At 41.6% G+C, this 23,702-nt stretch carries 24 protein-coding genes and 2 tRNA genes; 11 read left to right on the top strand and 15 right to left on the bottom strand.

The annotated features are described in order from the left end of the window. Nucleotides 1–90: 90 nt before the first annotated feature. Together FJ354_03585 and FJ354_03580 are read left to right on the top strand one after the other, a co-directional pair. Nucleotides 91–660, top strand: a complete 570-nt coding sequence (locus tag FJ354_03585) for a hypothetical protein (GenBank protein MBM3905750.1) — start codon at nt 91–93, stop codon at nt 658–660. 168 nt (nt 661–828) lie between these two features. Continuing rightward, the gene (locus FJ354_03580) at nt 829–1,011 is read left to right on the top strand and encodes a hypothetical protein (GenBank protein ID MBM3905749.1); all 183 of its coding nucleotides are present in this window, start codon (nt 829–831) and stop codon (nt 1,009–1,011) included. Nucleotides 1,012–1,313: 302 nt separating this feature from the next. On the opposite strand, the gene FJ354_03575 is transcribed toward FJ354_03580, so the two are convergent. The 4 genes from FJ354_03575 to FJ354_03560 form a co-directional block, all read right to left on the bottom strand. Next, on the bottom strand, nt 1,314–1,601 hold the full coding sequence (locus FJ354_03575) for a hypothetical protein (protein MBM3905748.1): 288 nt from the start codon (nt 1,599–1,601) through the stop codon (nt 1,314–1,316). A 15-nt stretch (nt 1,602–1,616) separates the two neighbouring features. Beyond that, nucleotides 1,617–1,859, bottom strand: coding sequence for an Lrp/AsnC family transcriptional regulator (locus FJ354_03570; protein MBM3905747.1), 243 nt, complete (start codon nt 1,857–1,859; stop codon nt 1,617–1,619). Nucleotides 1,860–1,891: 32 nt separating this feature from the next. Continuing rightward, on the bottom strand, nt 1,892–3,457 hold the full coding sequence (locus tag FJ354_03565) for a DEAD/DEAH box helicase (GenBank protein MBM3905746.1): 1,566 nt from the start codon (nt 3,455–3,457) through the stop codon (nt 1,892–1,894). Between the two features lie 118 nt (nt 3,458–3,575). Further along, nucleotides 3,576–3,649, bottom strand: a tRNA-Thr gene (locus FJ354_03560). A gap of 84 nt (nt 3,650–3,733) precedes the next feature. On the opposite strand from FJ354_03560, the gene FJ354_03555 reads away from it, so the two are divergent. Further along, nucleotides 3,734–3,952: a hypothetical protein gene (locus FJ354_03555; protein ID MBM3905745.1), complete on the top strand. Its 219-nt coding sequence runs from the start codon at nt 3,734–3,736 to the stop codon at nt 3,950–3,952. Here FJ354_03555 and FJ354_03550 read toward each other — a convergent pair. Continuing rightward, complete coding sequence (locus FJ354_03550; GenBank protein ID MBM3905744.1) at nt 3,929–4,474, bottom strand: hypothetical protein; 546 nt, start codon at nt 4,472–4,474, stop codon at nt 3,929–3,931. The two genes, FJ354_03555 and FJ354_03550, sit on opposite strands and share 24 nt — an antisense overlap. Nucleotides 4,475–4,639: 165 nt before the next feature. Between FJ354_03550 and FJ354_03545 the strand changes: the two genes are divergently transcribed. Beyond that, complete coding sequence (locus FJ354_03545; GenBank protein ID MBM3905743.1) at nt 4,640–5,191, top strand: arginine decarboxylase, pyruvoyl-dependent; 552 nt, start codon at nt 4,640–4,642, stop codon at nt 5,189–5,191. Here the strand turns inward: FJ354_03545 and FJ354_03540 are convergent. Beyond that, the gene (locus FJ354_03540; GenBank protein ID MBM3905742.1) at nt 5,184–6,329 is read right to left on the bottom strand and encodes a hypothetical protein; all 1,146 of its coding nucleotides are present in this window, start codon (nt 6,327–6,329) and stop codon (nt 5,184–5,186) included. The two genes, FJ354_03545 and FJ354_03540, sit on opposite strands and share 8 nt — an antisense overlap. 176 nt (nt 6,330–6,505) lie before the next feature. Continuing rightward, nucleotides 6,506–8,269 (bottom strand): M3 family oligoendopeptidase, encoded by a 1,764-nt coding sequence (locus FJ354_03535; GenBank protein ID MBM3905741.1) that lies wholly within the window; start codon nt 8,267–8,269, stop codon nt 6,506–6,508. 72 nt (nt 8,270–8,341) lie between these two features. On the opposite strand from FJ354_03535, the gene FJ354_03530 reads away from it, so the two are divergent. The 3 genes from FJ354_03530 (at nt 8,342) to FJ354_03520 (ending at nt 11,364) form a co-directional block, all read left to right on the top strand. Then, nucleotides 8,342–8,437 (top strand) — tRNA-Val (locus FJ354_03530). A 340-nt stretch (nt 8,438–8,777) separates the two neighbouring features. Beyond that, nucleotides 8,778–9,845, top strand: a complete 1,068-nt coding sequence (locus FJ354_03525) for a zinc-binding dehydrogenase (protein ID MBM3905740.1) — start codon at nt 8,778–8,780, stop codon at nt 9,843–9,845. A gap of 577 nt (nt 9,846–10,422) precedes the next feature. Next, nucleotides 10,423–11,364 (top strand): TerC family protein, encoded by a 942-nt coding sequence (locus FJ354_03520; GenBank protein ID MBM3905739.1) that lies wholly within the window; start codon nt 10,423–10,425, stop codon nt 11,362–11,364. Nucleotides 11,365–11,448: 84 nt separating this feature from the next. Here FJ354_03520 and FJ354_03515 read toward each other — a convergent pair whose 3' ends face one another. From FJ354_03515 to FJ354_03495, 5 genes are read right to left on the bottom strand one after another with little or no spacing between them, the layout of a single operon-like run. Next, nucleotides 11,449–11,616, bottom strand: coding sequence for a 50S ribosomal protein L40e (locus tag FJ354_03515; GenBank protein ID MBM3905738.1), 168 nt, complete (start codon nt 11,614–11,616; stop codon nt 11,449–11,451). Between the two features lie 27 nt (nt 11,617–11,643). Then, entirely contained in the window at nt 11,644–12,564 is a 921-nt protein-coding gene (sucD, locus tag FJ354_03510; GenBank protein MBM3905737.1) for a succinate--CoA ligase subunit alpha, read from the bottom strand. Continuing rightward, the gene (locus tag FJ354_03505; GenBank protein ID MBM3905736.1) at nt 12,557–13,669 is read right to left on the bottom strand and encodes an ATP-grasp domain-containing protein; all 1,113 of its coding nucleotides are present in this window, start codon (nt 13,667–13,669) and stop codon (nt 12,557–12,559) included. Before FJ354_03505 ends, sucD begins: the two co-directional genes overlap by 8 nt. 32 nt (nt 13,670–13,701) lie before the next feature. Further along, nucleotides 13,702–14,031, bottom strand: coding sequence for a hypothetical protein (locus tag FJ354_03500; protein ID MBM3905735.1), 330 nt, complete (start codon nt 14,029–14,031; stop codon nt 13,702–13,704). Between the two features lie 57 nt (nt 14,032–14,088). Then, the gene (locus tag FJ354_03495; GenBank protein ID MBM3905734.1) at nt 14,089–17,277 is read right to left on the bottom strand and encodes an isoleucine--tRNA ligase; all 3,189 of its coding nucleotides are present in this window, start codon (nt 17,275–17,277) and stop codon (nt 14,089–14,091) included. A gap of 89 nt (nt 17,278–17,366) precedes the next feature. Here FJ354_03495 and purD point away from each other — a divergent pair, with 89 nt between their 5' ends. Next, nucleotides 17,367–18,632 carry a phosphoribosylamine--glycine ligase gene (gene purD / locus FJ354_03490; GenBank protein ID MBM3905733.1) on the top strand — a complete coding sequence of 422 codons (1,266 nt, stop codon included), beginning with the start codon at nt 17,367–17,369 and terminating at the stop codon, nt 18,630–18,632. Here purD and FJ354_03485 read toward each other — a convergent pair. Both FJ354_03485 and FJ354_03480 read right to left on the bottom strand, forming a co-directional pair. Then, entirely contained in the window at nt 18,618–19,178 is a 561-nt protein-coding gene (locus FJ354_03485; GenBank protein ID MBM3905732.1) for a 5-formyltetrahydrofolate cyclo-ligase, read from the bottom strand. The genes purD and FJ354_03485 overlap by 15 nt on opposite strands. Next, nucleotides 19,165–20,019: a bifunctional 5,10-methylenetetrahydrofolate dehydrogenase/5,10-methenyltetrahydrofolate cyclohydrolase gene (locus FJ354_03480; protein MBM3905731.1), complete on the bottom strand. Its 855-nt coding sequence runs from the start codon at nt 20,017–20,019 to the stop codon at nt 19,165–19,167. Before FJ354_03480 ends, FJ354_03485 begins: the two co-directional genes overlap by 14 nt. Before the next feature lie 254 nt (nt 20,020–20,273). Between FJ354_03480 and FJ354_03475 the strand changes: the two genes are divergently transcribed. The 3 genes from FJ354_03475 to FJ354_03465 all read left to right on the top strand — a co-directional run bounded on the left by FJ354_03475 (nt 20,274) and on the right by FJ354_03465 (nt 22,924). Then, nucleotides 20,274–21,479, top strand: coding sequence for a trypsin-like serine protease (locus tag FJ354_03475; protein ID MBM3905730.1), 1,206 nt, complete (start codon nt 20,274–20,276; stop codon nt 21,477–21,479). Between the two features lie 205 nt (nt 21,480–21,684). Then, on the top strand, nt 21,685–22,599 hold the full coding sequence (locus tag FJ354_03470; protein MBM3905729.1) for a hypothetical protein: 915 nt from the start codon (nt 21,685–21,687) through the stop codon (nt 22,597–22,599). 4 nt (nt 22,600–22,603) lie between these two features. Then, nucleotides 22,604–22,924 carry a cupin domain-containing protein gene (locus tag FJ354_03465; GenBank protein MBM3905728.1) on the top strand — a complete coding sequence of 107 codons (321 nt, stop codon included), beginning with the start codon at nt 22,604–22,606 and terminating at the stop codon, nt 22,922–22,924. On the opposite strand, the gene FJ354_03460 is transcribed toward FJ354_03465, so the two are convergent. After that, complete coding sequence (locus FJ354_03460; protein ID MBM3905727.1) at nt 22,905–23,528, bottom strand: phosphoribosylglycinamide formyltransferase; 624 nt, start codon at nt 23,526–23,528, stop codon at nt 22,905–22,907. The genes FJ354_03465 and FJ354_03460 overlap by 20 nt on opposite strands. Between the last annotated feature and the right edge of the window lie 174 nt (nt 23,529–23,702).

Below are 23,702 nucleotides of genomic sequence, written 5' to 3'. Positions count from 1 at the left end.
AATTTAGCTTTACACAAGTTTTGAACATTAGATATTTGCTGAAATCCTGAATAATCTTAATATATCAAATGTCGAGAACCGTAATCAACAATGAATACAAAGTTACTTGCAAGTTTTGCGATATTTGTGTTACTGGCAGCAGTTGTTAGTATATCGATGACTGACTCTGCGTTTGCGTCAGGTCACAAAGAGTCCGAAATGAAGGTAAAGAAAGACGACAAGAAAGCAGACAAGAAAGCAGACAAGAAAGCAGACAAGAAAGCAGACAAGAAAGCAGACAAGAAAGCAGACAAGAAAGCAGACAAGAAAGCAGACAAGAAAGCCGAAATGAAGCCAAAGAAAGATGCTACAATGAAAACAGCACCATCCGGTCAAGCAGTAAAAGAAGTTACAATAGAAATGCCAAAAGGAGTAGGCGCAGATACCAAATGTGGTGAAAAATGTTTCATTCCAAACACTGTAACCGTGGCAGTCGGAGGTAAAGTCTTGTGGAAAAACTTAGACGTTATGCCCCACATGCAAGCTGCATCTGATGGCTCTTTTATGACTGCTTTAATGAACGGCGGAGAATCTACTTCTACCGCATTCAACACTGCTGGTTCATACCCATACATATGCAGTCTCCATCCATGGATGAAAGGCACAATCATCGTCAAATAATCAGAAGAAATTCTGATTTTTCTTATTTTATTATCATGATGAAATCTTAAACAAATTTATTTAGTTATAGCATTGTTCCCAAAATAATGAAAAAGATAATTTTTGCATGTGTGGCGATCTTTGCATTACTTGGTGCCGTCCTAACCGTGCCAATGATGCAACACGCAGATGCCCAAGAAAGCAAAGCCGACAAGAAAGCCGACAAGAAAGCCGACAAGAAAGCCGACAAGAAAGCCGACAAGAAAGCCGACAAGAAAGCCGACAAGAAAGCCGACAAGAAAGCCGACAAGAAAGAGACCACAAAAGAAACTAAAAAGTCTACAGGAAAGCCAACTTCGACAGCTACAGTAGAAATCAAAAAAGGATCTAGTGATAGTGAAAGTTGTGCAAAAGGAAACAAATGCTATTCATCATTTGAGACCACGGTCAAAAAGGGAGGCACAGTTACCTGGATAAACAAGGACTCTGGCAAACATACCATAACCAGCGGTAACATCATGAGTGGGCCTGATGGCAATTTTGACTCAGGCATAATTGAAGCCAATGGCAAATTCTCACAAAAATTTGACAAAGCTGGAACATACGAATACTTTGATATTATTCGTCCTTGGATGAAGGGGAAAGTTGTAGTCAGCTAAGTCTTTTTTTTATTTTTAATCTATGTAATTTCCCTGCTCGTCAGCTCTTAGCTCAATCTGCATGACGGATCCTGAAATGAATGACTCGTTTCGGATTGTTCTCACGCGCGCAACATCTATGTGGTACGGCCACATTTCCACTACTATTTCGCCAACTTGGACGTTTTCAGGGGCATCTGTGAGTCTGATGTCTTCTTTTTTAATGCCATATTCCTGAAGTTTTTTTAGGCAATGGGTGACTAAAGGTTCTGGGTTGTTGTGGTTTATTGCCCACACTGTTCCAGAATATTGAATTTTTTCCAATTTGTATTACCTGAATTATTTGGTCTGACTTGCAAGAACCTTCAATGTCATTGTGCTCATGACTCGCGACAGTCTTCGGATTTTGTTGGATACTGTCTTGTCAAAATCTTCTGGTGATTTAGCATGGATCTCAATAATGATGTCATATGCACCAAATGTCAGGTATGCTTGCGTTACTTCTGGAATCTGCTTTATTTCGTCTAGCAGGTATTCTTCTGCACCAAGGTCGCAATTGAGTAAAACAAAACCTACTTCCATCGCATATCACTATAACTCGAGTTTAAAAAAGATTACCAGCGTCTTCTATGAGCCGGTCTCTTTGAAGCATGTTGCCCTCTAAAACCACCCTCTATTCTAGATTCGCGTTTTTCCTCTCTTCTATAGCCGGAATCTCTTCGCTCTTCTCTACCAGAATCGCGTCTATCATAATCTCGTCTTCCCCTGTTAAATCCACCCCTAAATCCAGAATCGCGTCTATCATCATCTCTTCTATAGCCGGAATCTCTTCGCTCTTCTCTACCAGAATCTCTTCGCTCTTCTCTACCAGAATCGCGTCTATCTTGGTCGCGTCGTCCACCAAATCCTCCTCTAGAACCTCCACCTCGGCCAAAGCTTCTTCCTCCACCAAAGCTTCTTCCTCCACCAAATCTTCTTCCTCCACCTCTACCAAATCCTCCTCCTCCGCGTCCAAATGTTCTGCGCGGGCCGACTTGTCTTTTTAGTGGGTCTGGAATGTCTACAATTATTCCCATCTTTTCGTTAAGATCAGTCATTGGCGCCTTGACTTGTTGCTTTATTAGATTAAAATCGCCAACTGAAGAATACGATACAAGTGTGATTGCTCTGCCTTTTGCACCTGCTCTTGCGGTTCTTCCGATTCGGTGGAAATAGACCATTTCTTGGTTTGGCACATCATAGTTTACTACCAGAGCTACCTCTGGAACATCAATTCCTCTTGCGGCTACGTCGGTTGCAACCAAAATGTCCGCCTGGCCTCGTCTGAACTGTGACATGGATATTTCACGTCTATGCTGTGACATGTCACCTTCAATTGCTACTGCGTTATACCCTGCTTGGCGCAATGCGCGAGCAACATCCCTAGTTCTGTTTTTAGTTGAGCAAAATACCACTGATTGGCCGCGCTTGTTTTCTTTGATAAATTGTACGAGATAATCCATTTTCTCTCTGTCCTTGATAACTAGAAATGATTGGTCTATTCCCTCTCCTGAAAGGTCGTCTGCTGATAAGAGAAACTGTTTTGGGTTGTTTAGGTATTCGTCTGCCAGTCTTAGGATCTCTGGAGGCATTGTGGCGGAGAATAATGACATTACCTTGTTGACTGGGGTCATTTCCAAGATAAATCGAATGTCGTCGATAAAGCCCATATCTAGCATAGTGTCTGCTTCGTCTAGGACAGCATACTTGAGGTCGTTGAGCTCAATAGAGCCTTGTTTTAGGTGGTCAATTAGTCTGCCTGGTGTGGCAACAATTACCTCGACTCCATGTTTGAGTGCCTGGAGCTGTACTCCCATTCCCTGCCCGCCGTATATTGAAACTACACGAATACCTGTGTGTTTTGCGAATTTTTTAATCTCATCTGTTATTTGCAGTGCTAGCTCTCTCGTTGGTGCTAATACCAAGCCCTGGATTGTCTTGTTTGCATCAATTCCACTTAGCATTGATATTCCAAATGCTGCAGTCTTGCCAGTTCCTGTGTGCGCTTGGCCTATGACGTCTCTACCAGATAGTAAAACAGGTATAGTTGCCTCTTGGATCGGAAACGCCTCATCAAATCCAATGTCCTTTAATCCATCTAAGATGGATTGTTTTATCCCTAATTCTTCAAATTTTGTCAATTTATTTTCCTAAGCAATGACAGACAAAGAAGCTCATTGCTCATTTTCCGTCATTATAGCCTAATGTTTGCCGAATCTCTGGTCCTCTAATAAATCCTTGGAACATAAAGTTGAAAAAAGCCAATAGAGGGATTTGGACCCTCGACCCTCGGTTTACAAAACCGATGCTCTGCCAGGCTGAGCTATATTGGCAACGATTTTCTAACAAAAACTAGCGTTTTAAAATGTTAGTGCAGCCCGTCACTCTTTAATAGAGTCACATCAAAAACTCAACAAATGAAATGGATTCCGCTAAAGAAGCTCAAGGTTCTGACAATTTTGTTTCTGGGAACCGGAACATGGGGAATCATCGCGGGAATGGTTCTCATAAAACCAATCCCTCTAATTTTGGTGTTGTTTGGAGTAATCAATCTCTGCATCGGTGGATTTATCGGATATCGTTATTTCATGCAGGGACCAAAGCCGGAAAGGTCATCGAATAAGCGTAAGAAATAGCGCCACTACAACTAGGATGTTTGTAGTAAAGTGCATTGCATAAGAGTGATTGAGGCCTTTTTTGTCATAGATATACTTGAACAAAAACCCAATTGGGATTAGCAATATTGCCATGTGAAGCTTGATCCCCATTGCAACATGCGCTACTGCCCAAACCAGAACCATTTTTTTTGATTTTCTAAAGTAAAATTCTTCTACGTAGTTTATGTGGATGAACATGTACAAAAGCAGAGGAATAAACGGTACAATTCCCCAGACTCCTTGGTCGGCAAAAGGACCAAACGCGATATTATAACCCAGCCAGCTCCAGTTCAAAATGGGAATATTCTCTACAATTGGGAATAGCGTCACCAAGTATGCGATTAGTATGCCAAATGCTATTGGAGCGTAAACAATAGAGCGAATTCCATCCTTTAGGTCCCGCAACCGCTTTTTTGTCTCCTTGATTAGTACTAGCGATGTTGCAACTGTAAAGACATAATATCCAATTACAAACCCGTCTGATTGCAGCACAGAATCCAAAGAAAAGCCGAAGATATCCACGATTCAATGTGGACTCAACTGAATAATAACATGTGCGTATCTGCATTTGGCAAAAGGCGCACATTTTGTACAGATTATTCTAGACAAAATCATACCTCAAGCTGAAATAAGTATAATAATTCCATGTATTGTTACAAAAACAAAATGCTTGATCTAGTTGCAAAAAAATTATTCCTCACAAAAGGCAGAGGTGTTCATGAAGATAGACTGACAAGCTTCGAATTTGCCCTGAGAGACGCAGGAATCGCAGGTACAAACATAGTTCTGATTTCCAGTATTTTCCCACCTCGCGCAAAGATGGTCTCGCGTGCAGAAGGCCTCAAGCTTATCAATCCGGGTCAAGTTCTATTTTGCATTTATTCAAGAAACCAAACAAACGAGCCACACCGATTAATCTCGGCATCCGTCGGCATCGCTCAACCAAAAGACCCAAACAGGTACGGCTATCTATCGGAATATGAGGCATATGGACAAAACGAAAAGCAGGCAGGAGACTATGCAGAAGACATTGCCGCTCAAATGCTTGCTTCGTCTCTTGGAATCAAGTTTGAATTGGACAAGTCATGGGACGAGAAAAGAAAACAGTGGAAGATTTCTGGAGAAATTTACAAATCAATGAACATAACGCAGACTGCAGTCGGTGACACCAAAGGACGCTGGACTACTGTGTTTTCTGCAGCTGTTCTGGTTATTTAGGCCTAATTCCTTTTAGATAATACACAACTGCGCCTGCAGCTGCTGCACCAATTCCAACTAGGATTACGATTTCCTGTAGTCCTACATTTGCTGTTATTGGTGATGATTCTTTGCCGAAAGTGATTTTCAAATCGGTACTATCTGCAGAAAACTCCTTGCCAAAAAGGTACATTGCCTCTATTTTTTTGCCTGAATTGGAATTGAAGAACCACCCGCTCGTCTCTAGATCTGCTGGAATAGTCTGATTGTTCTTGACTGTGGCACCAATCATACTTCCTACAACTGCATATGCAGATTCGTCTTGTGGGAGTATTACAACATACACGATTGAGTTTAACGGAAAGAATCCAACTTTGTAATAGTCTGACTTATTGATTTCGTTCACCTTGAGGAACTTTAGTGGCTCAACAGTTGTAAGACTCTTAGCTAGTCCCGGATAGCTCTCTGAGACTTTGAGCTGCATAATAGAGATAGGCCCCCTTGGCAGTATGGAAAATGTCATCCTAGAAGAGTCATCTTTGGTTAGTGTCTGTGCTATTTCATAAAATCCGCCCATACTTCTAATCTGATTTGGAATCAATGCGCCGGAGAATCGATTGAACATAAAGTCTGTGTTCTGAAATGATGCTGTATAAACTGCAGATACTACTCCAGTTCCAGAGACTTGGCCTTGCGTCTCTAGCGCTTGGTTCGCTTTATCGTCAAAATGAATGAATGCAGAGTGGAATTCTGTGTTTAGGCCGAAAAATTCGTTAATATCGCCTATTATTGCGTCGCCTGCCTGCCTTGCCTTTTGCTGTGCTGCCTGGATGCCTCCCTGACCCTCTTGGCGCTTGACGTTTATCATTACACAAATGTCTTCCTGAACCCCAAGGACGCACTGTTTCTCATTTGTGATTACCACTGCGGTGATGTCTGTGTTATTTCGTATCTTCTCGTCTAGTGCTGGCGGGATCTGAAATTCATGCAGGGATGTAGTCTGTAGCGACACTGAGGCAGTGACGTTGTTTGAAATTTTCTGATCGACAAGGATTGTTGCAGTTTCGTGATACGTGGAAAGCCTTGGCTCTTCTGCAAACACACTCGTAGTAAATCCTAGAATAAGAACTAGGCTAAGTATTGCAAAAATGCTGTACACAAAGTTGGCAGAATCAATTTTTAGTATTAACTTTGCGTAAGAATCAACATGAATGAATCAAAGGTTTAAATCCAAATGGCTCAGAACATATCTTGACATCGATTCAAACCGTTCGGGGAACAAAAAATTCCGTGGACTGGCAGCCAGTGCGTAAAGGCTGTCAGCCCCATTTTCACTTATAATAAAACCAGTTCTTTTACCTGCGAATTGATGTAATCAAAGCCATCCTGCCAGAACTTGGCAGATGAAATATCGATTCCGTATTCGTTGAGTAGAGTTTCTGGCTTTTTTGAGCCTCCGGCAGATAGAATCTCAAGGTATGTCTTCTCAAACGATCTTCCCTCCCTTTGATACATTTGGAACAGCGACAGCGACAGCAGATTTCCAAATGAATATGCATAGCAGTAAAAAGGTGTGTGGAAAAAGTGCGGAATGCAGGACCACTCAAGCGCAAAATCCTCAGATATCTCTATAGAATTTGCAAACTGAACCTTCAGGTTCCCTAGGTATGCCTTGGATAGCTCTTCTATGGTGGTGCCGTTGGCAATTTGCTTATGTGCTTCGATCTCAAATATTGTAAAGAACGCCTGGCGCATCACGGTGGCATAAATGTCATCTATTTTTTCTGATAAAATGGCGGCTTTTTCGGTGTCTGCCATTTGGTCTGAAATGTTATCATATAGGAGCAACTCAGAAAATGTCGAAGCCGTTTCTGCCAATGGGAGTGGGGCCTCTGAGACTAGGATGGATTGCTTAGATGCTGCCTGACTATGCACTGCATGGCCAAGCTCGTGTGCCAGTGTGAATACGTCCTTTGACTTTCCTGCATAGTTTACCAAAACATATGGGGTGAGCTTTGGCGATACTGTGCTACAAAATGCACCGTCTCGCTTGCCCGGCCTGATCTGAGAATCAATGTGGTTTTGATCAAATACTCTGTTTGCATACTGTGATAATGTGGGGCTGAACTTATTCAGAGACTCTAGGACAAGTCTTGTTGCCTTGTCGTAGGTATAGTCTTTTTCTTTGAATTTTTTTGCACTAGGAGCATACAGATCGTATCTTCTAAGCTTTTTGAGGCCTAATGACTTCGCCTTGAATTCAAAAAACTTGTAAAATACACTAGAGTTTTTCTTACAGACCTCAAGCAACACTTGGACGGTTTTGTCATCAACATCATTCCCAGTGTTTCTAATCGATATCGGGGAGGTGTATTTTCTAATTTCAATTCCCTCATCTTTCCAGTTTAGGACCAGGTTCTGATAGATTTCGCCTAGCACTCCCTTGTTTGAATTAAATTTTCCTAAGAGTGTCTGGTATGCGGTTTTTCTCAAATTCGGATTGCTACTACGTACAAGAACACTTAGCAACTCCCGGGTAAGTTTTTTCTTTTTACCGTTAATTGTTATGACATACTCAAATGCGTTTGTTATCTTATCGTATAATTTTACAAGTGCTGTCGAGCCCGTAACATCAAGGGTGTTGATTATTTTTTCTTCTGGCTCTGAGAGGGCGTATTTTGCCAAGAGTCGCTTATGTCTAAGGAATTGCGATAAGTTTCCCGCATCCTTGATTAGCCTGTTGGCGTTTTTTTCATCAATTTTGCGCTTCCACCACAAGTCAAAAAACAGTGTTTCGTTTTCGATTTTTGAACCCAACTTGGACATTCTTGTTAGCAGTGTGGTCGCCTCATCTGACTGGGTGTCCGATGAATACAACAATGAAGCATAGCCACCCAACCTGCTTGCGTCCTCTGCCAGATCTTCTATATTGTGTATGATTCCGAAAAACTCTTTTGATGAAATGGAAGGCCTAAGCTTTGGCTTTATCTTCCCAAAGTTTTTGACTTTGGATTCCAGCCTTGTTACCTGTTTAGCAAATTCCGGGCTTTTGTGGTCTGGCGCTAATTCAGATAATTTCCACGTTCCCTGTTTGTACATTAGATTGGTCTACATTTTTTCCTCTATATGACTATTCTAACGACTAAATAGCGCAGAAATTTGTCCCTAGTTGGACCGGTAGTCTAGTTGGTTAGGATGACGCACTCACACTGCGTAAGGATTGTTGCAATCCCGCAAAGGTCGTGGGTTCAAATCCCATCCGGTCCACTCTTTTTGTATTATTACGTGATGTAAGGAAGGATAACCTAGAATTATAAAAAAACTCACGTCAGCGTGGTGTTTTTGGACCTTATAACACCGCAACATGACAGATTTTATTCACTAGAGGAATTCAAAAAGATAAGCGAAGACAAGCGAGTCATAGTCATCAAGGCATTTCTGACTGATCTGGTGAGAAAAAGACTGGTTAATCTCTGAGTCGAGGATGTTTTTGAAAAGCCGCACATTGACAAGGATATAGTAAACATGCTAAAAGAAAAAATTCTCATCTAGGAATTGTTGGAAAATATACCAATACATAAAAACACAACAAGACAACAAAATCTCATTGAGAGCACTAGTCTATGACAATTATTGTGTAAATGATGACTTTACTTCTGTTTTGCAGATCAAAGACATTCCAGAGCCAACCCCGAAACCAAACGAAGTTGTATTTCGAGTGCGAGCAGCTGCTCTGAACTATGATGACATCTGGGGAATGAGGGGTTCGCCACTCAAAGTTCCACTACCGCACATCTCTGGATCTGATGCGGCAGGCGATGTCATTGCAATAGGTGATGACGTAACTGGCATCAAGATTGGCGACAGAATTGTATCACATGGAAACATGTCTTGTCGACTGTGCAAAAACTGCACTTCAGGAAGAGAGTTTGACTGTAAAAAACGCAAGGTCTGGGGATTTGAGACAGGGCCGCTATGGGGTGGATACTGTGAGGTCACATACCTGCCCGAAGTAAACGCAGTAAAAATACCAGATGGTGTATCATATGAAGACGCGGCTGCCTGCTCAATGACACTTATGACTGCATGGCACATGCTTGTGGGGCGCGCACAAATCAAACCAGGACAACTAGTCTTGGTTATGGGAGGTGGCTCGGGCATGGGAATCTTTGGAATTCAAATAGCAAAACTCTATGGATGTACAGTAATTGCAACAGCGTCTGGTGACAAGTTGGAAAAATGCTTACAATTGGGTGCGGACTATGCGGTAGATCACAGAAAAGAAGACTGGTACAAACAGGTATTTACAATATCCAAGGAATTTGCAAAAACAAAGGATGGCATTCCTGGAATTGATGTGATCTTTGAGCACATTGGTGGCTCGCATTGGAACAAGGAGCTGACACTGCTAAAATATGGTGCAACACTTGTTACAACAGGTGCCACTACCGGCTATGATGTGTTAACTGATCTGAGGCATATTTTCTTCAAGGGCACAAACATTCTGGGCTCTACTTTGGCTACAAAGGCCGAGCTGGAAGATGCGCTATATTGGGTATCAAAGGGGAAGATAAAGCCGGTAATTGATTCTGTTTACACAATAGACAATGCAGCTGAGGCACACACAAAAATGCTAAAGGGAAATCTCTTTGGCAAAATAATAATGAAGCCATGATGGAAACTGCAATCCTTGACTCGGACTAAGCATTCCAGCAAACGGTTCAAGTCCTATTTTTGAGTCATTTCTACCATTAAACAACGTGGAACAGGACGTTATTGCTCAACTGCAAAAACATCATAGGGCGACACATCGGAATCATACTTACAAAAAAACCCACTACCTTTGTAATGACGTCGCCTAGGTTCTAAAATTCTTATACTGATTGGATGTTTTGATATCATGTGCGTGCGAGACAAAGATGATTCCTTTAGACGCGGACGAAAGCAGATGGTAATGGACAAAAAAGAAGACGAGCTAGAAACTCACTTTAAGACATCTATGCTTTTCCAAAAATCAATGAAGGCGCTTTAAATAAAAAACCATAAACTCTTCTGATGAATCTCACACATAGTTGTTAATACGACTTAAAAATAATTATCGTTGTTTGAGATCCCTGAAAATACGAAAAAAAACAGAGTTAGAATTACATTGTTTTGCACAAACCAATCTTTTTGACCGATCTAATCAGGAAAATCAACACGATAAAATTCACCAACGTATATTACGAGTATGAAATTGGCAGAATTATATCATGAGTGATATTTACATTCTCTGGACAGTATTTACTATCTTCGTTGGCATATCACTTGCAATTGATCTAGGAGTATTTTCCAAGCTCCGCAAAAAAGATACCCACAAGGAAGTACCGCCATTCAAAAGTGCACTGCGCTGGACCATAGTCTGGATTTCACTTGCAGGAATATTTTCTGGCATAATTTACTTTGATATGGGCGATCAAAAATTTGCCGAGTTCATCACTGGCTATGCGCTTGAAAAATCACTTTCAGTTGATAACATGTTTATTTTCTTGTTGATATTTACCTCTCTTAACATTCCCCACAAGTTCCAGCACAGAGTTCTCTCAATGGGCATTCTTGGTGCAATAGCGATGAGGGTTCCACTCATTTTGGTAGGGGCGCATCTTTTGGAGGAATTTCACTGGATGATCTACCTCTTTGGTGGATTTTTGATAATTACCGCAATCAGAATGCTTCTTCAAAGAAAGGAAAAGAAAATCGAAATTGAAAAGAACATCGCGGTGCGGGCTCTGCGTAAAATGATGCCAGTTGAGCTAAACATGCAAGAACCCAAGTTCTTTTTGATTAAAAACGGAATAAAGTATGCAACACCACTCCTAGTCGCACTTGTAATAATAGAATTCACTGACCTACTTTTTGCACTGGACTCGATTCCAGCGATACTTGCAATCACGACTGATCCGTTCATTGTAATCACATCAAACATCTTTGCAATACTAGGTCTGCGTAGCTTATACTTTTTGCTGGCAGGTGTGATGGAGAAATTCTACTATCTCAAGCCAGGCCTTATTGCTATTTTGATGTTCATTGGAATTAAAATGCTGGTATCGGAATTTGTAAAGATTCCTACATTTGTGTCGCTCAGTATAGTCATGGGAATACTGGGTCTGGCATTACTATTTTCGTTTATTCGTGCAAAAAAGCATACGAAATAACTTTCTTGGTAATACTAGAATAACACTTCCAAGTGAACTTGACAAAAAACTCTTGACAAAATATCGCGAGTAGTAAAGTAATAGCTATTTCTTTGCGCCCAGAGTTCTATTCTTTAGTCTTAGGAACTGACCACGGCATTTTCTGCATCTGGATGCCGCCATGGAATTTCTGACGCCACAATTCAGGCATATTTTCATGTGTAGTCTTGCAGCCTGTGCGATTCTTTTCTTCTCTGGGTCTGTGATTGGCATTTGATAAAAGTCCCCTGCGTGTCCTTTTTAGTCTTTGGATCCTAACTTACCTGACAACAGCATGGCAACCTCATTCGGCCTTTTCCCTACTGGAATGTTTGCCTTGTTAAACATTGAAACCTTTGACTCTGCAGATCCGTACGTCCCCATCACAATGGCCCCTGCGTGACCCATTCTTTTTTCCTTTGGGGCATTTCGTCCTGCGATGTATGCGACAATTGGCTTTTTGAAATTAGTATCGATGATGTGCTGGGCCAGGATTTCTTCGGAATCTCCGCCTATCTCCCCTACTACTACTATTCCGTTCAGGTCTGGGTCGTCCTTTACCATCTCAAATGCGTCAATTAGTCTTGTTCCATTTACTGGGTCTCCACCAATTCCTATTGTAATGGATTGTCCATAACCTGCACGGGACAACGCATTTGAAATTTCGTATAATAATGTACCACTCTTTGATAATACTGCGATGTTTCCTTCCTTAAACGGACTTGCAGGCATTATGCCAATTTTGATTAATCCTGGGATCATGATTCCTGGCGTGTTTGGCCCGATTACAATAGCATCTTTTTGCTTTGCCATCTCTAAGACCTGCATTGTATCCCTAATTGGTACGTGTTCTGGTATTGCCACAAGCAACTTGATTCCAGCATCCAGAGCCTCTTTTGCCGCACCAAGGAAGAATTTTGCTGGGACAAACACGATTGATATTTTTGAGCCGGTTGCATCCGCTGCCTCTTTGACTGAGTTGTAAATTGGTACCTTACCCTCGAATTTTTGTCCACCTTTACCTGGTGTGACGCCAGCCGCAATGTTTGTGCCATATTCCATCATCATTTTTGCGTGCAGCGAGCCAAACGTGCCTGTAATTCCTTGTACAATTACTGGCATTCTCTGATAATTCTCAGAAGAGTCCTTGGCTCCGCGCAAAATCTCATAAATGTTAGCCATGTTTTGAGACTCCTAAAACTACGCCAGAGATTGCCTCTTCTACTGAATCAAACATTTTTGTTTTAGTATTCTTGAGCATTTCTTTAGATTTTTCAGACTCTGCTCCCATCAGTCTTGCATAAACTGGAAGATCAATTAGCTTATCGTCATATGCCTTGATGAATGCGGACGCGACAGTTGTTGTCTTTACAATTCCGCCATAAAGGTTCACTAAGATTGCTTTTACCTTTTTCATCTTTGAAATGAGCGTCAGTGCTTCGTATACGGATTCTGTTGTTGCCCCGCCCCCTACATCCAAAAAGCAAGCGGCTTTTCCGCCGTTGTCAATTAGCATGTCAAGTGTTGACATGACAAGTCCTGCACCGTTTCCAACCACTGCAATATTTCCCTCTAGCTCTACCAGAGTGAATCCAGATTTTTCAGCCCGCTCTTCTAGTTCGGTTTTTTCTTGGTACTTGTCCATGTCTGGGTGGCGGAAATTAGAATTATCATCGGTGATTACCTTACCGTCTAGTGCCAGTAATGATCCATCCTTGAGCAGAGCAACTGGATTTATCTCTGCAAGCTCTGCTTCTTTTTCTATTGTTAATTTTGATAATCTCTGTAGCATGTCAACAAAGTCTGCAATGGAATTGCCTGAAAGCCCGATTGACTTTGCCACCTCTTCTGCTATCTGTGGTGTGACATCTCCTAGACCGACCTCTCTTATGGTCTGGTTTTTGACTGATTCGATTTCAACTCCACCTTCGCCTGACGCAATGATGGTATAGCATCTCTTAGAGCGATTCAAAAACAGTGATAGGTATAGCTCATTTTGATATTCTGCCATTTTTTCTAATAATATCGCACGTGCCTTCTCTCCTTTGATAGTCATGCCTGCCACTTGTGGGTATTTCAGCTCAAACTCGTCCTGATTTTTGACTACTTGGATTCCACCTGCCTTTCCACGACCACCTACTGGGGCTTGGAACTTTATGACAAATGGATAACCCAGCTCGGTAGCATGCGCCCTTGCCTCGTCAATGTTTTTGGAATATCTTCCCTTTGGGGTCTTAATTCCATATTGACCAAAAAGCTCCTTTGCCTGGAATTCGAGGAGTCGCATGGATGGATTTTTTTTGGGCTCTTTATAATCGGTTAGTTCATTTGTTCTTCCAAGAGTTCTATTGTCTGCAAAAATAGGTCCTTGCTTTTTCTAATCAGCCTTTGCGGAAACTCGTCCAGATCGTAAATCATTTGTTGTCTAAATGTCGGGGGAATTCCTCCACCAGAAATCACTACTTGCTCTACTACGTGCTTGTCTGTTAGCGAACAAACAATCTCCTCATAGGACTCTTCCTCTTCTTCTAGTGTTTGTCTGTACAAAATAATCGGCGTGCCGGTTTTTGTGACGATGGTTGCTCCCTTTTTTAGCAGTGCCTGTAGGTGCTGTATCTGCCACGCATCAAGACTGATCTGCTTTACCATTACACTATATTGGTAATTTTGCTATTTAAGACCAAACATTTACCAAAAGCTAGCTTACTACTCTATCCAGATTCGGATTTTTTGACCATCAATGTCATCGTCTTTTGTTTGCGGAGCTGATTCAAAATCCACTGATTTTACTCGAACCAAAAAAGCCAAGTCCTTTGATTTTTCTTTAGCCATTTCCAGAGATTCTGAATCCAGATCCAAGATATGTGCGCAGCTCAAAACATCTGTTGGATTATAGCCTTGCTCTTTGCGCAATGTCTGCAGTCTTCTTGCCAGATCCTTTACTAGTCCGCGAGCCATCATTTCGCGGTTTCTGGCAGTAGATATGAATACAATCAGTGAGTCACGCTGCGAATACGCATAGCCGTCCTGGGCGTCAAATGATATCACGAAGTCTTCTAGGTCTAGTGTTATTTTTTCAGCCTCAATATCAAATGTGTGGGATTTTGATTTGAGTAGATTTGATATGATTTCCTCTGGCTTTGTTCCTGCAAATGCCGAGAGTAACGCGCCCATGTGCTGCTTTGCCTTGGGGCCTATTTTCTTTCGGTCCATTTCCACTAGTGGTTTGACTGGAAGCTTCAAGGACTGCATCTCATTAATCAGTTCTAGGCCTGCACTGTTTAGCAGCTCTACTGCCTTGAATGATTCCACATTCATCTGTGATAATAATAATTCTGATAATGATTCCAGTTTTTGCTTTTGTCCTGGAGTGACACAAACTACTGCATCAGTTAGCGGCCAGCGTCGCTTGAGCTTTGCCTTCATTCGAGCTGCTGATGATACTGACACTGACTCTTTCATCAAATCAAATGACTCTTCTATTGTGTCGTTGATTAGATCTGTTTCTGGGACAGGCCAGCTCTCCAACAAAATGCTATCTTTGCCAAACACTGCAAGATGCAGGTATTCACTGGTATAGGGGCAAAGTGGGTGAATCAGAACATCAAGTGTTTTGAGAATCTTATGTAAAATGGCATAAATTGCAAAACGTCTGTCTGTTTTGGAATTATCTTCATCCCATAATTCTGCTTTAGTAATTGGAATATAGACTTGGCTTAGCGAATTTATGATGAAGTCTTCCAATGCCCGAGCAGATTCATGAAACTTGCAGGAATCGTTGTTTTGTTGTACTAATTTGACGAGTCTTTGAAGCTTTGATAAAATCCAAATGTCTGGTGAACCAAGTAGGTTCCTTTGCCTTGCCTGCGATATTGTGTGGATGTTATAGTCGAACTTGTCGTATTCGCTATTTTGCTTGTAATACAGATGAATGTGGTATAGAGTGTTTAGGATCTGGTATGGCCGCGACATCATCTCATCAGTGCTGAAATTAATTGGCTCAATCGGGCTTGACTTCCAGATGAAATAGAATCGGATCAAATCAACTGGATACTTTGTTAATAGTTCTTTTCCATCCATTACATTTCCGAGACTTTTACTCATCTTGTTTCCGTTTTTGTCTAGAACGTGTCCCTGAAACAAGAATGCAGAATACGGCGGCGTAGGCTTGTTGTTGAGAATGACATTCTCAACTAGTAATGTGTATGCCCAACCCCTTGTCTGATCAATTCCCTCTGTTAGAAACGGTGCTGGAATTCCCTTGGAATATTCAGAATCTGAGAGCGACGAATATGGGGCAGAGCCACTATTATGCCAGGTGTCTAGGACGAATTTCTCTCGCTCCATCTGGGCACCACATTTTTTGCACTTTATTCCAATTCTGTCGATCCATGGTCTATGAAGCTCAAAGTTTGGACCATCTGGTAGATCAGTTGCAACATCCAAAATTTCTTTTCTTGAGAATAATCGCTCTACATGGCCGCACTTGCAGTTCCATATTGGTAGAGGACAGCCCCAGAATCTCTCACGAGAAATGCACCAGGGGTGTTTTTCTTTTATTATTCCCAAGAACCGGTTCTTTGGCTGATCAAAAAAGTATTCTACCTTTTCTGCCGCCTCTATTGCTTTATTGTCTAGCTTGTCCAGCATGTAGAAAAACTCGCGTCTTGCAAGCCACACAATTGGGTGATGGGATCTCCAGCAAAGCGGATACTTGTGCTTTATTCTACCTATTCTCACTAGGGCGCCTTTTGCCTTGATGTCTTCTGTTATTTGCCTATCTGCATCACGCACAAACATTGATGCATATTTTCCGGCGTCTGACGTGAACTTGACCTCATCGTCAATTGGTGAGAAAACAGGAATCTTTCTTTTTTGCGCAATATTGTAATCCTCCTCTCCGTTTGCAGGTGCCAAATGCACAAGCCCACTTCCTGTGATTGGATCGACAAACTCTTCAGAAACTGCAATGTGGTAGTTGGGATTTTTTGCAAGCTCGGCTAGTTTTGGAATCTCTGTTAATAATGGGTGGATGTATTTTTTACCCTCAAAACTTGCCCCCTTTACAGTCTTAATAATTTGATAATTTTCAATTTTGACTTCCTTTGCAAATTCTTCTAGTCTTTTTTCTCCAACAACCCAGGTTTCGCCTTCTACTTTGACATAGTGATAATTTTCCTCTGGGTTGAGGCCAACCATTGCGTCAGTGACTAGAGTAAATGGCATTGTGGTCCAGACAATCAAAAAAGCATCTTCTGATTCCAGCTTGACTTTGTAATAGAGTGATGGGTCCTGGACCATCTCATATCCCTGGTTTACCTCTTGGCTTGATAGTGCAGTTTGGCAGCTAGGACAATATGCTACAATTCTATGTCCTTCCGTTAGGACGCCTATCTCGTGTGCCTTTTTTAGAATCTGCCATTCTCTCTCTATGAATTCATCTTTGTATGTCCAGTATGCGTTTTCTTGGTTAAACGACATACCTAGGAGATTATCCACCTCAATCCATTTTTCGTTATATTTGTGGACTAACTTTTTGCACTCTGCTACAAGCTTTTCAATTCCAAATGATTTCAGGATCTCAGTTTTTCCACCGGTGATTCCAAGTTCTTTTTCCGCCTGCAATTCAACTGGTAGTCCCTGTGTGTCCCAGCCTGCGTTGAATGTTATTTTGTAACCCAAAAGTGTGTTGTAGCGATACCACAAATCCTTGATTATTCTTCCACGAAGGTGTCCTGCATGAGGAATTCCATTCATTGTAGGGGGACCTTCAATGAATACTAGATTTTGACCAGACTTTGCATCATCTAACATTTTTTGCAAATCAAGACTGGACAAATGTTGGCGTATCTGTTCTTCAATTTTTTTGGAATTTAATTCCCGGTCTAGTTGCAACATCGTACAAACTGTGATCTGATTTTATAAAGCAAGCTAGGTCTGACCCAGAAACTGCGATTATATACGAGAATGCGAGCTTGAGTTTGTTGGTAAATGTTTTGGTTGTCGGCTCTGGCGGCAGAGAACACGCACTAGGATGGAAGATTGCACAATCAAAACAAGTAGCCAAGGTTTTCTTTACACCTGGCAATGGTGGAACACAAAATAATATTCCAATAAATCCAGAAGAAATTGATAAGCTAATCGAGTTTGCAATAAACAATGACTGCTTTACTGTAGTGGGCCCTGAAGCACCACTATCCAAGGGAATAGTGGATAGATTCACAGAAAACAATCTTGGAATATTTGGCCCAACAAAAGAAGCAGCACGACTTGAATCAAGCAAAATCTGGGCAAAGCAATTCATGCAAAGAAATGACATCCAGACTGCCCCATTTGGAATATTTGATGATGCAAAAGAGGCTAAACAGTACGTTGAATCTGTGAATTATCCAGTAGTCATAAAAGCAGATGGCCTTGCCGCAGGCAAGGGGGTGATTATCTGTGATACCAAACAAGATGCATTTACTGCAATAGAGGAAATGCTGGTCAAAAACACCTTTGGCTCTGCTGGCGCAAGTATAGTGATAGAAAAAAGAATTGACGGAATAGAGGCATCATACATTGCATTATCTGATGGTGTGACTACAATTCCTATGGCTACAAGCCAGGACCACAAGAGGATTTTTGATAATGATAAGGGTCCAAACACAGGTGGAATGGGCGCGTACTCGCCAACCGGCGTAATCACAGAAGAGATGGCAAAAAAAATCCAAAAAAATGTAATAGAAAAAACAATCCATGCAATGAAAAAGGAAGGAATCCCATTCAAGGGATTTTTGTATGCTGGAATAATGATCAAAGATGGTGAGCCATTTGTCTTGGAGTATAATGCTCGAATGGGCGACCCAGAATGTCAGCCGATTATGATGCGAATGGGCTCTGATTTGTACGAATACCTACTCGCGTCATACAACGGTAATCTCGCTTTGCTCCCACAAATTACTTGGAAAAGCCAAACTGCCATCTGCGTTGTCTTGGCATCAAAGGGGTATCCTGACTCTTATCCAAAAAATGAACCAATTTTGGGCCTTGACTCTGTTAATAACAATGATACCATGGTGTTTCATGCCGGCACAAAGCGAGAAGACAACCAAGTTCTAACGAATGGTGGGCGAGTTCTTGGAGTAACAGCACTAGGTACAACACTGGAATCGGCAATTTCTAATGCATATTTGGCTATACAGAAAATCCAGTGGCAAAACAAGTACTGCAGAACAGATATTGGCAAAAAAGGACTAGCATTTCTCTGAGAGAATAATTTCGTCTTCTGTTACTATAATGTCTATTTTGACATCTGAATTTTCGTGCGGGATGTTTTTTGCAATTGATTTAGAGTACGCCAGTGCTATGGTTGGAGTTTCTCTACCTGCTAGGAATCTATCGTAGAATCCCATTCCGTATCCTAGCCTTTGACCTGTCTTTGTCATTGCTACTGCCGGGACTATGATTAGATCAAAACTGTCGACCATTCCACAATATTGCTTTGGTTCCATTATGCCAAATTCTCCTTTTTCCAAGTCTTCAAATTTCTTAACATCGCAGAACATCAAAACTCCTCCTTCTACGCGTGGAAGCGCAAGTGTCTTGCCGTGACTGAGTATTTCCTGCATTATCTCGTGCGTTTTGACCTCGCTTCCAGTAGAATGATAGCACGCAATGGTTTGCGCCTTTCGGTATTGCTCTATTTTACCTAGATTTTTTCTTATTTGCCTACTTGCAATTTCCATCAAATCTGCTGAGAGCCAGTCCCTTTTTTCTAGGAACTGCTTGCGGAGATTTTCTTTAGTTTCTACCATGGCTTGCCGCAGTTACCGTGTTTTTTAATAGCATCGCAATGGTCATCGGACCAACTCCTCCTGGAACAGGGGATGCAAAGGATGCTTTTTGGATTATTTTTTCAAAATCACAATCGCCTACTAGCTTGCCGTCAAGCCTGGTTGTAGCGACATCAATTACTATTGCACCATCCTTTATCATATCTGGCGTTAGTGTGAACTTTGTCCTGTCGCCAACGCCTGTTATGATAATGTCTGCATTTTTACAAACATCTGCTAAGTTTTTTGTTTTTGAATGTGCAACTGTGACTACGGCGTTTTTTTCTAGTAGCAAGTGAATTAGGGGTTTGCCAACTAAATTACTTCGATTAATGATTACTGTGTTTTTTCCTTCTAATTGTATTGAATAATACTGGAATAGCTCCATTATGCCAGACGGTGTACATGCCTTTAGCGCGGCCTTTTTCATTGCAAGGAGCCCTACGTTTTGTGGAGTTAGCCCATCTACGTCCTTTGCAGGCAAAATCCTCGATGTTGTCTCAAATTCGTTGCACTGCGGTGGTAATGGTAACTGAACCAGTATGCCGTGGACCTCGGGGTCTTCGTTTAGTTTATCGACTAGCAAGTTCAAATCCATCTGCGTTATGGTGGATGACAGCTTGTGGTCCTTGGTCTTAATTCCCACTTCGGCACATGCCTTTTGCTTATTTTTTACATATGTTGCAGATGCTGGATTGTCGCCAACAAGAACAGTGGCAAGACACGGCTCAACTCCCTTTGATTTTAGGCCCTCCGCGTCCTTTTTGACCTGTTCGCGGACGGCAGCAGAAACTACCAGTCCGTCTATTTTTGTGCCAACCAACAAAACATATCTAGAATAATTCTAATTTAACTTATCAAAATTGACTAGAAAGACAAATGTTGAAGCGACGGGCTATCGGTAGGTAATATCGTCTTCCTCACGCAAAATTTCTATCCGACATATTTATGGGCAGATTTACTTTGTTAACTCAGAATTTTTAGTCGGAAAACCTGCCCCTAGCTCAATGATTAAAGCTAACAAATTCTACGTAATGGTTATAGGCAATATTATACTATGAAACATCAAACACTAAAATGAATTCCCGTGAAAAAGTCCTAGTCGGCTTAGTAGGAATACTTGCAGTGGCATTATCTGTTGGGTTTGTCACAAACTTTGGAGAAACAAAGACCGTTCAGGTGCAAAATCCCCAGCCAACCGCACCCGTACTCTACCAACAAGAGCCAACCAATGCGCCAAAACTGGAATATGCAGCAGTCTCTGATATTCAAAATCAAAAAAGCCCGCTTACTGTATTGTTCAAAAAAGTAGAAAATTCAGTTGTTCAAATCAATACCAAGATATCCACTGTGAACACTAATATCATAATTAATGGCTCGCCGCTTGAAAGCCAATCCTCAAGACTTGGTTCTGGGTTTGTCTATGACACACAAGGCCACATCATCACTAATAATCACGTAATTTCAGGAGCGCAAGAAGTGACTGTCAGATTCGTTGGCGGAAATATTTATTCTGCCAAGGTGATTGGAACAGATCCTTTCAACGATATAGCAGTACTCCAAATAACCGATGACTTCTCTGAAGAAACTCTAAACCCATTACCTCTTGCAAACTCGGCAGAACTTGAAGTAGGTCAGCAAATAGTCGCTATTGGTAATCCATTTGGTCTATCCAACACCATGACTACTGGCATAGTAAGCCAGGTTGGAAGGCTATTGCCAAACTATGAATCTGGCTATTCAATTCCAAGTGTAATCCAAACCGATGCCGCAATCAATCCTGGCAATTCTGGCGGACCTATGTTGAATTTGGAAGGCCAAGTTATTGGTATAAACACCGCAATCCAGTCTACTACTGGTGATTTTTCAGGAATTGGATTTGCAGTGCCATCTAACACTATCAAACGCCTAGTTCCTGTCCTAATAGAAAAAGGAACCTTCACCCATCCATGGCTTGGTGTTTCTGGAACAAGCCTTACGCCAGACATTGCAAAGCTCATTGACCTACCAAAGAACTATCACGGTGTATTTGTGACTACTGTGGTTCCAGACGGTCCAGCAGACAAGGCCGGAATCCAAGAGGCAATATACAATGTAAATCGCGAGCTAAAGGGCGGAGACGTAATTGTGGCACTAGATGGCCAAGTTGTGCGGGACATTGACGACCTTATCATATATTTGGCGGAAAACAAATCCGTGGGCGACACAGTGTTAGTTAAGATTAATCGTACAGGGGAGGTGATGGAAATCACGGCGACCCTTGCCGCAAGACCTGCAAATTAATTTAAATTCGAGATCTCCTTGATTTCATTATTATGAAAAAGGATGTCAATTCTATTGATAAAAATGGGTTCTCAAACAAGTTCTTTGAAGAGCTTGGAAAAGAGCATGACAAAGTTAACGAATTTGCAAATAAACAAAAACAACTAAGAAAAAAACATAACCAGTCCAATCTAAAATAGTCTTGGCTGTACATTTTCTTGTCGTAATTGGGATTCTTGTGCTCTCAGGAACTATAATCTCCGTCGATGCAGCAACCATAAAGCAGACAATGGATGGGGCAATGGATGTCACACTGGAATATCCTGATTCTGTCATTGCTGGGCGCGACTTTGCAGTGTCTATATTTGTTCAAAACAACGGCTGGGAGGATAAGCAAAACATCCTGTTTAAACTAGAGTCGCAAAACAGTTCTATTTTGGGAAAAAACCAGACATTTTCCATTGAGCGCCTATCAAAGGGAGGCTCTTTTGGCGGAACGCTGGAATTTAGCACTACGTTGGAGTCTGATCTTGGCACGTATTATCTTAATGGCTTGTACTCACATGTGCTGCTCTCAAATAACGAAACACCGCAATCGGAATTTCAAAAAAACATCGCAGTTCCTATTTTGATCAAGGCGGCACCGGAAATCCAGATTAACACCATAACCCCAACGAGCATATTCCCAAATGCCGAATTTCAATTTGATATAGAAATAACATCAAAGGATGCCCTCATTCGGGATGTCACAGTCCAGATAATTGCGCCTTCCGACGTGAACATTCGTGGCCAGACATCATATGCATATTCTGCTATAGAAAAAGACACTCCAATATTGATCCGAACTCAGGTGATTACCGACCCCAAAGATGTAACATCAGAGCACAAGATCCCATTTGAGGTCGTAGTATCATACGCCGACGACTCTGGTGAGGATAAAACCACGTCCAAGACCGTCTCGCTTTTGCTTAGGCCTAGGACCTTTATGGAATTTACAACTGATGGAGGACTCTGGATTGGTGGGTTCTTTTTGGCGCCATATGTCAGCATTGGAACTATAGTTGGCATACCTGCAGGAGCGCTATTCTCAATATTTATTCACAGATTACAAAAAAGAAAAAAATCTAGGAAAAAAAAGTAATTCCATGAAAATAGAGTTTGACGTGAAAAAATACATTGAGGAAATAAAAAACTCTGATGAGTATTTTAAAACTTTTATCAACAGAAAAAATATTGCGGCAGGCGTCTTAGTACTGGAACCCGGAGAAGAAGACACACAGATCCCGCACGAGGCAGACGAGCTGTACTATATTATCAAGGGTGATGGGTTTTTACAAATAAATAAAAAAGACTATTCCGTCTCAGACGGCCTTGCGTATTATGTGCCAAAAAATATACCGCACAAATTCCATGGCAACAAAAAACAACTAATTGCCTTGTACTTTTTTAGCGGCCCTGATTACTGAACTTTCTGCCGCTTATCTTGACTTTGCCTTCTGCAAAAAGCCTTACTGCCTTGACATAGGCCAAATGCTCTTTTGCCAGAATTCTCCTTGAGAGTGTTTCTTCGGTGTCACCATCCTTGATTGGCACAATTTCTTGCAGTATGATAGGACCAGTGTCTACACCAGAGTCTACAAAGTGGACTGTGCACCCTGAATACTTTACACCATAGTTGAGTGCCTGCTTTTGCGCATGCAGCCCCGGAAATGACGGCAATAATGCGGGATGGATGTTAAGGATCCTATTTTCATATTTTGCAATAAACTCGGGACTGATTATTCTCATAAAGCCTGCCAGACAGACAAGGCCAGATTTTGGTGTGACTTGGTATTTTTTCAGGGTTTTGATGATTAGCTGGTCGTATTCCAATCGGGTACCTGAGAAACCCTTGCTTGGAATTATCTCAGTAGGCACGCCCATCTTCTGAGCAATTTGTAGCCCCTTTGCATCTGGATTGTTAGATATTACTATGGCTGGATTGATTGGAATTTTTTTTCTTTTTATTCCCTTGAGAATTGCCTCCATGTTGCTGCCTCTGCCGGAAATCAAAATTCCTAGGTTCAACACTTTTTTGTAAGTGCTACTGATTTTATGCTTTTAGTATCTGTGCAGTCTGACAGTAAAGACGGTTCCCTTGTTTAATACTCTGGAGCGCTCTATTGTACCGCCTTGATTTTGTTTATACTCTCGCAGCCTACAAGGCATAGTCATTCCCTCTAGGCTTTGTGGTAAAAAACACTC

It is taken from the genome of Nitrososphaerota archaeon (assembly GCA_016872055.1).
GTDB lineage: Archaea > Thermoproteota > Nitrososphaeria > Nitrososphaerales > Nitrosopumilaceae > Nitrosotenuis.
The sequence above is the reverse complement of the archived record's forward strand: the minus strand, read 5'-3'. Positions and strand labels throughout refer to the sequence as shown.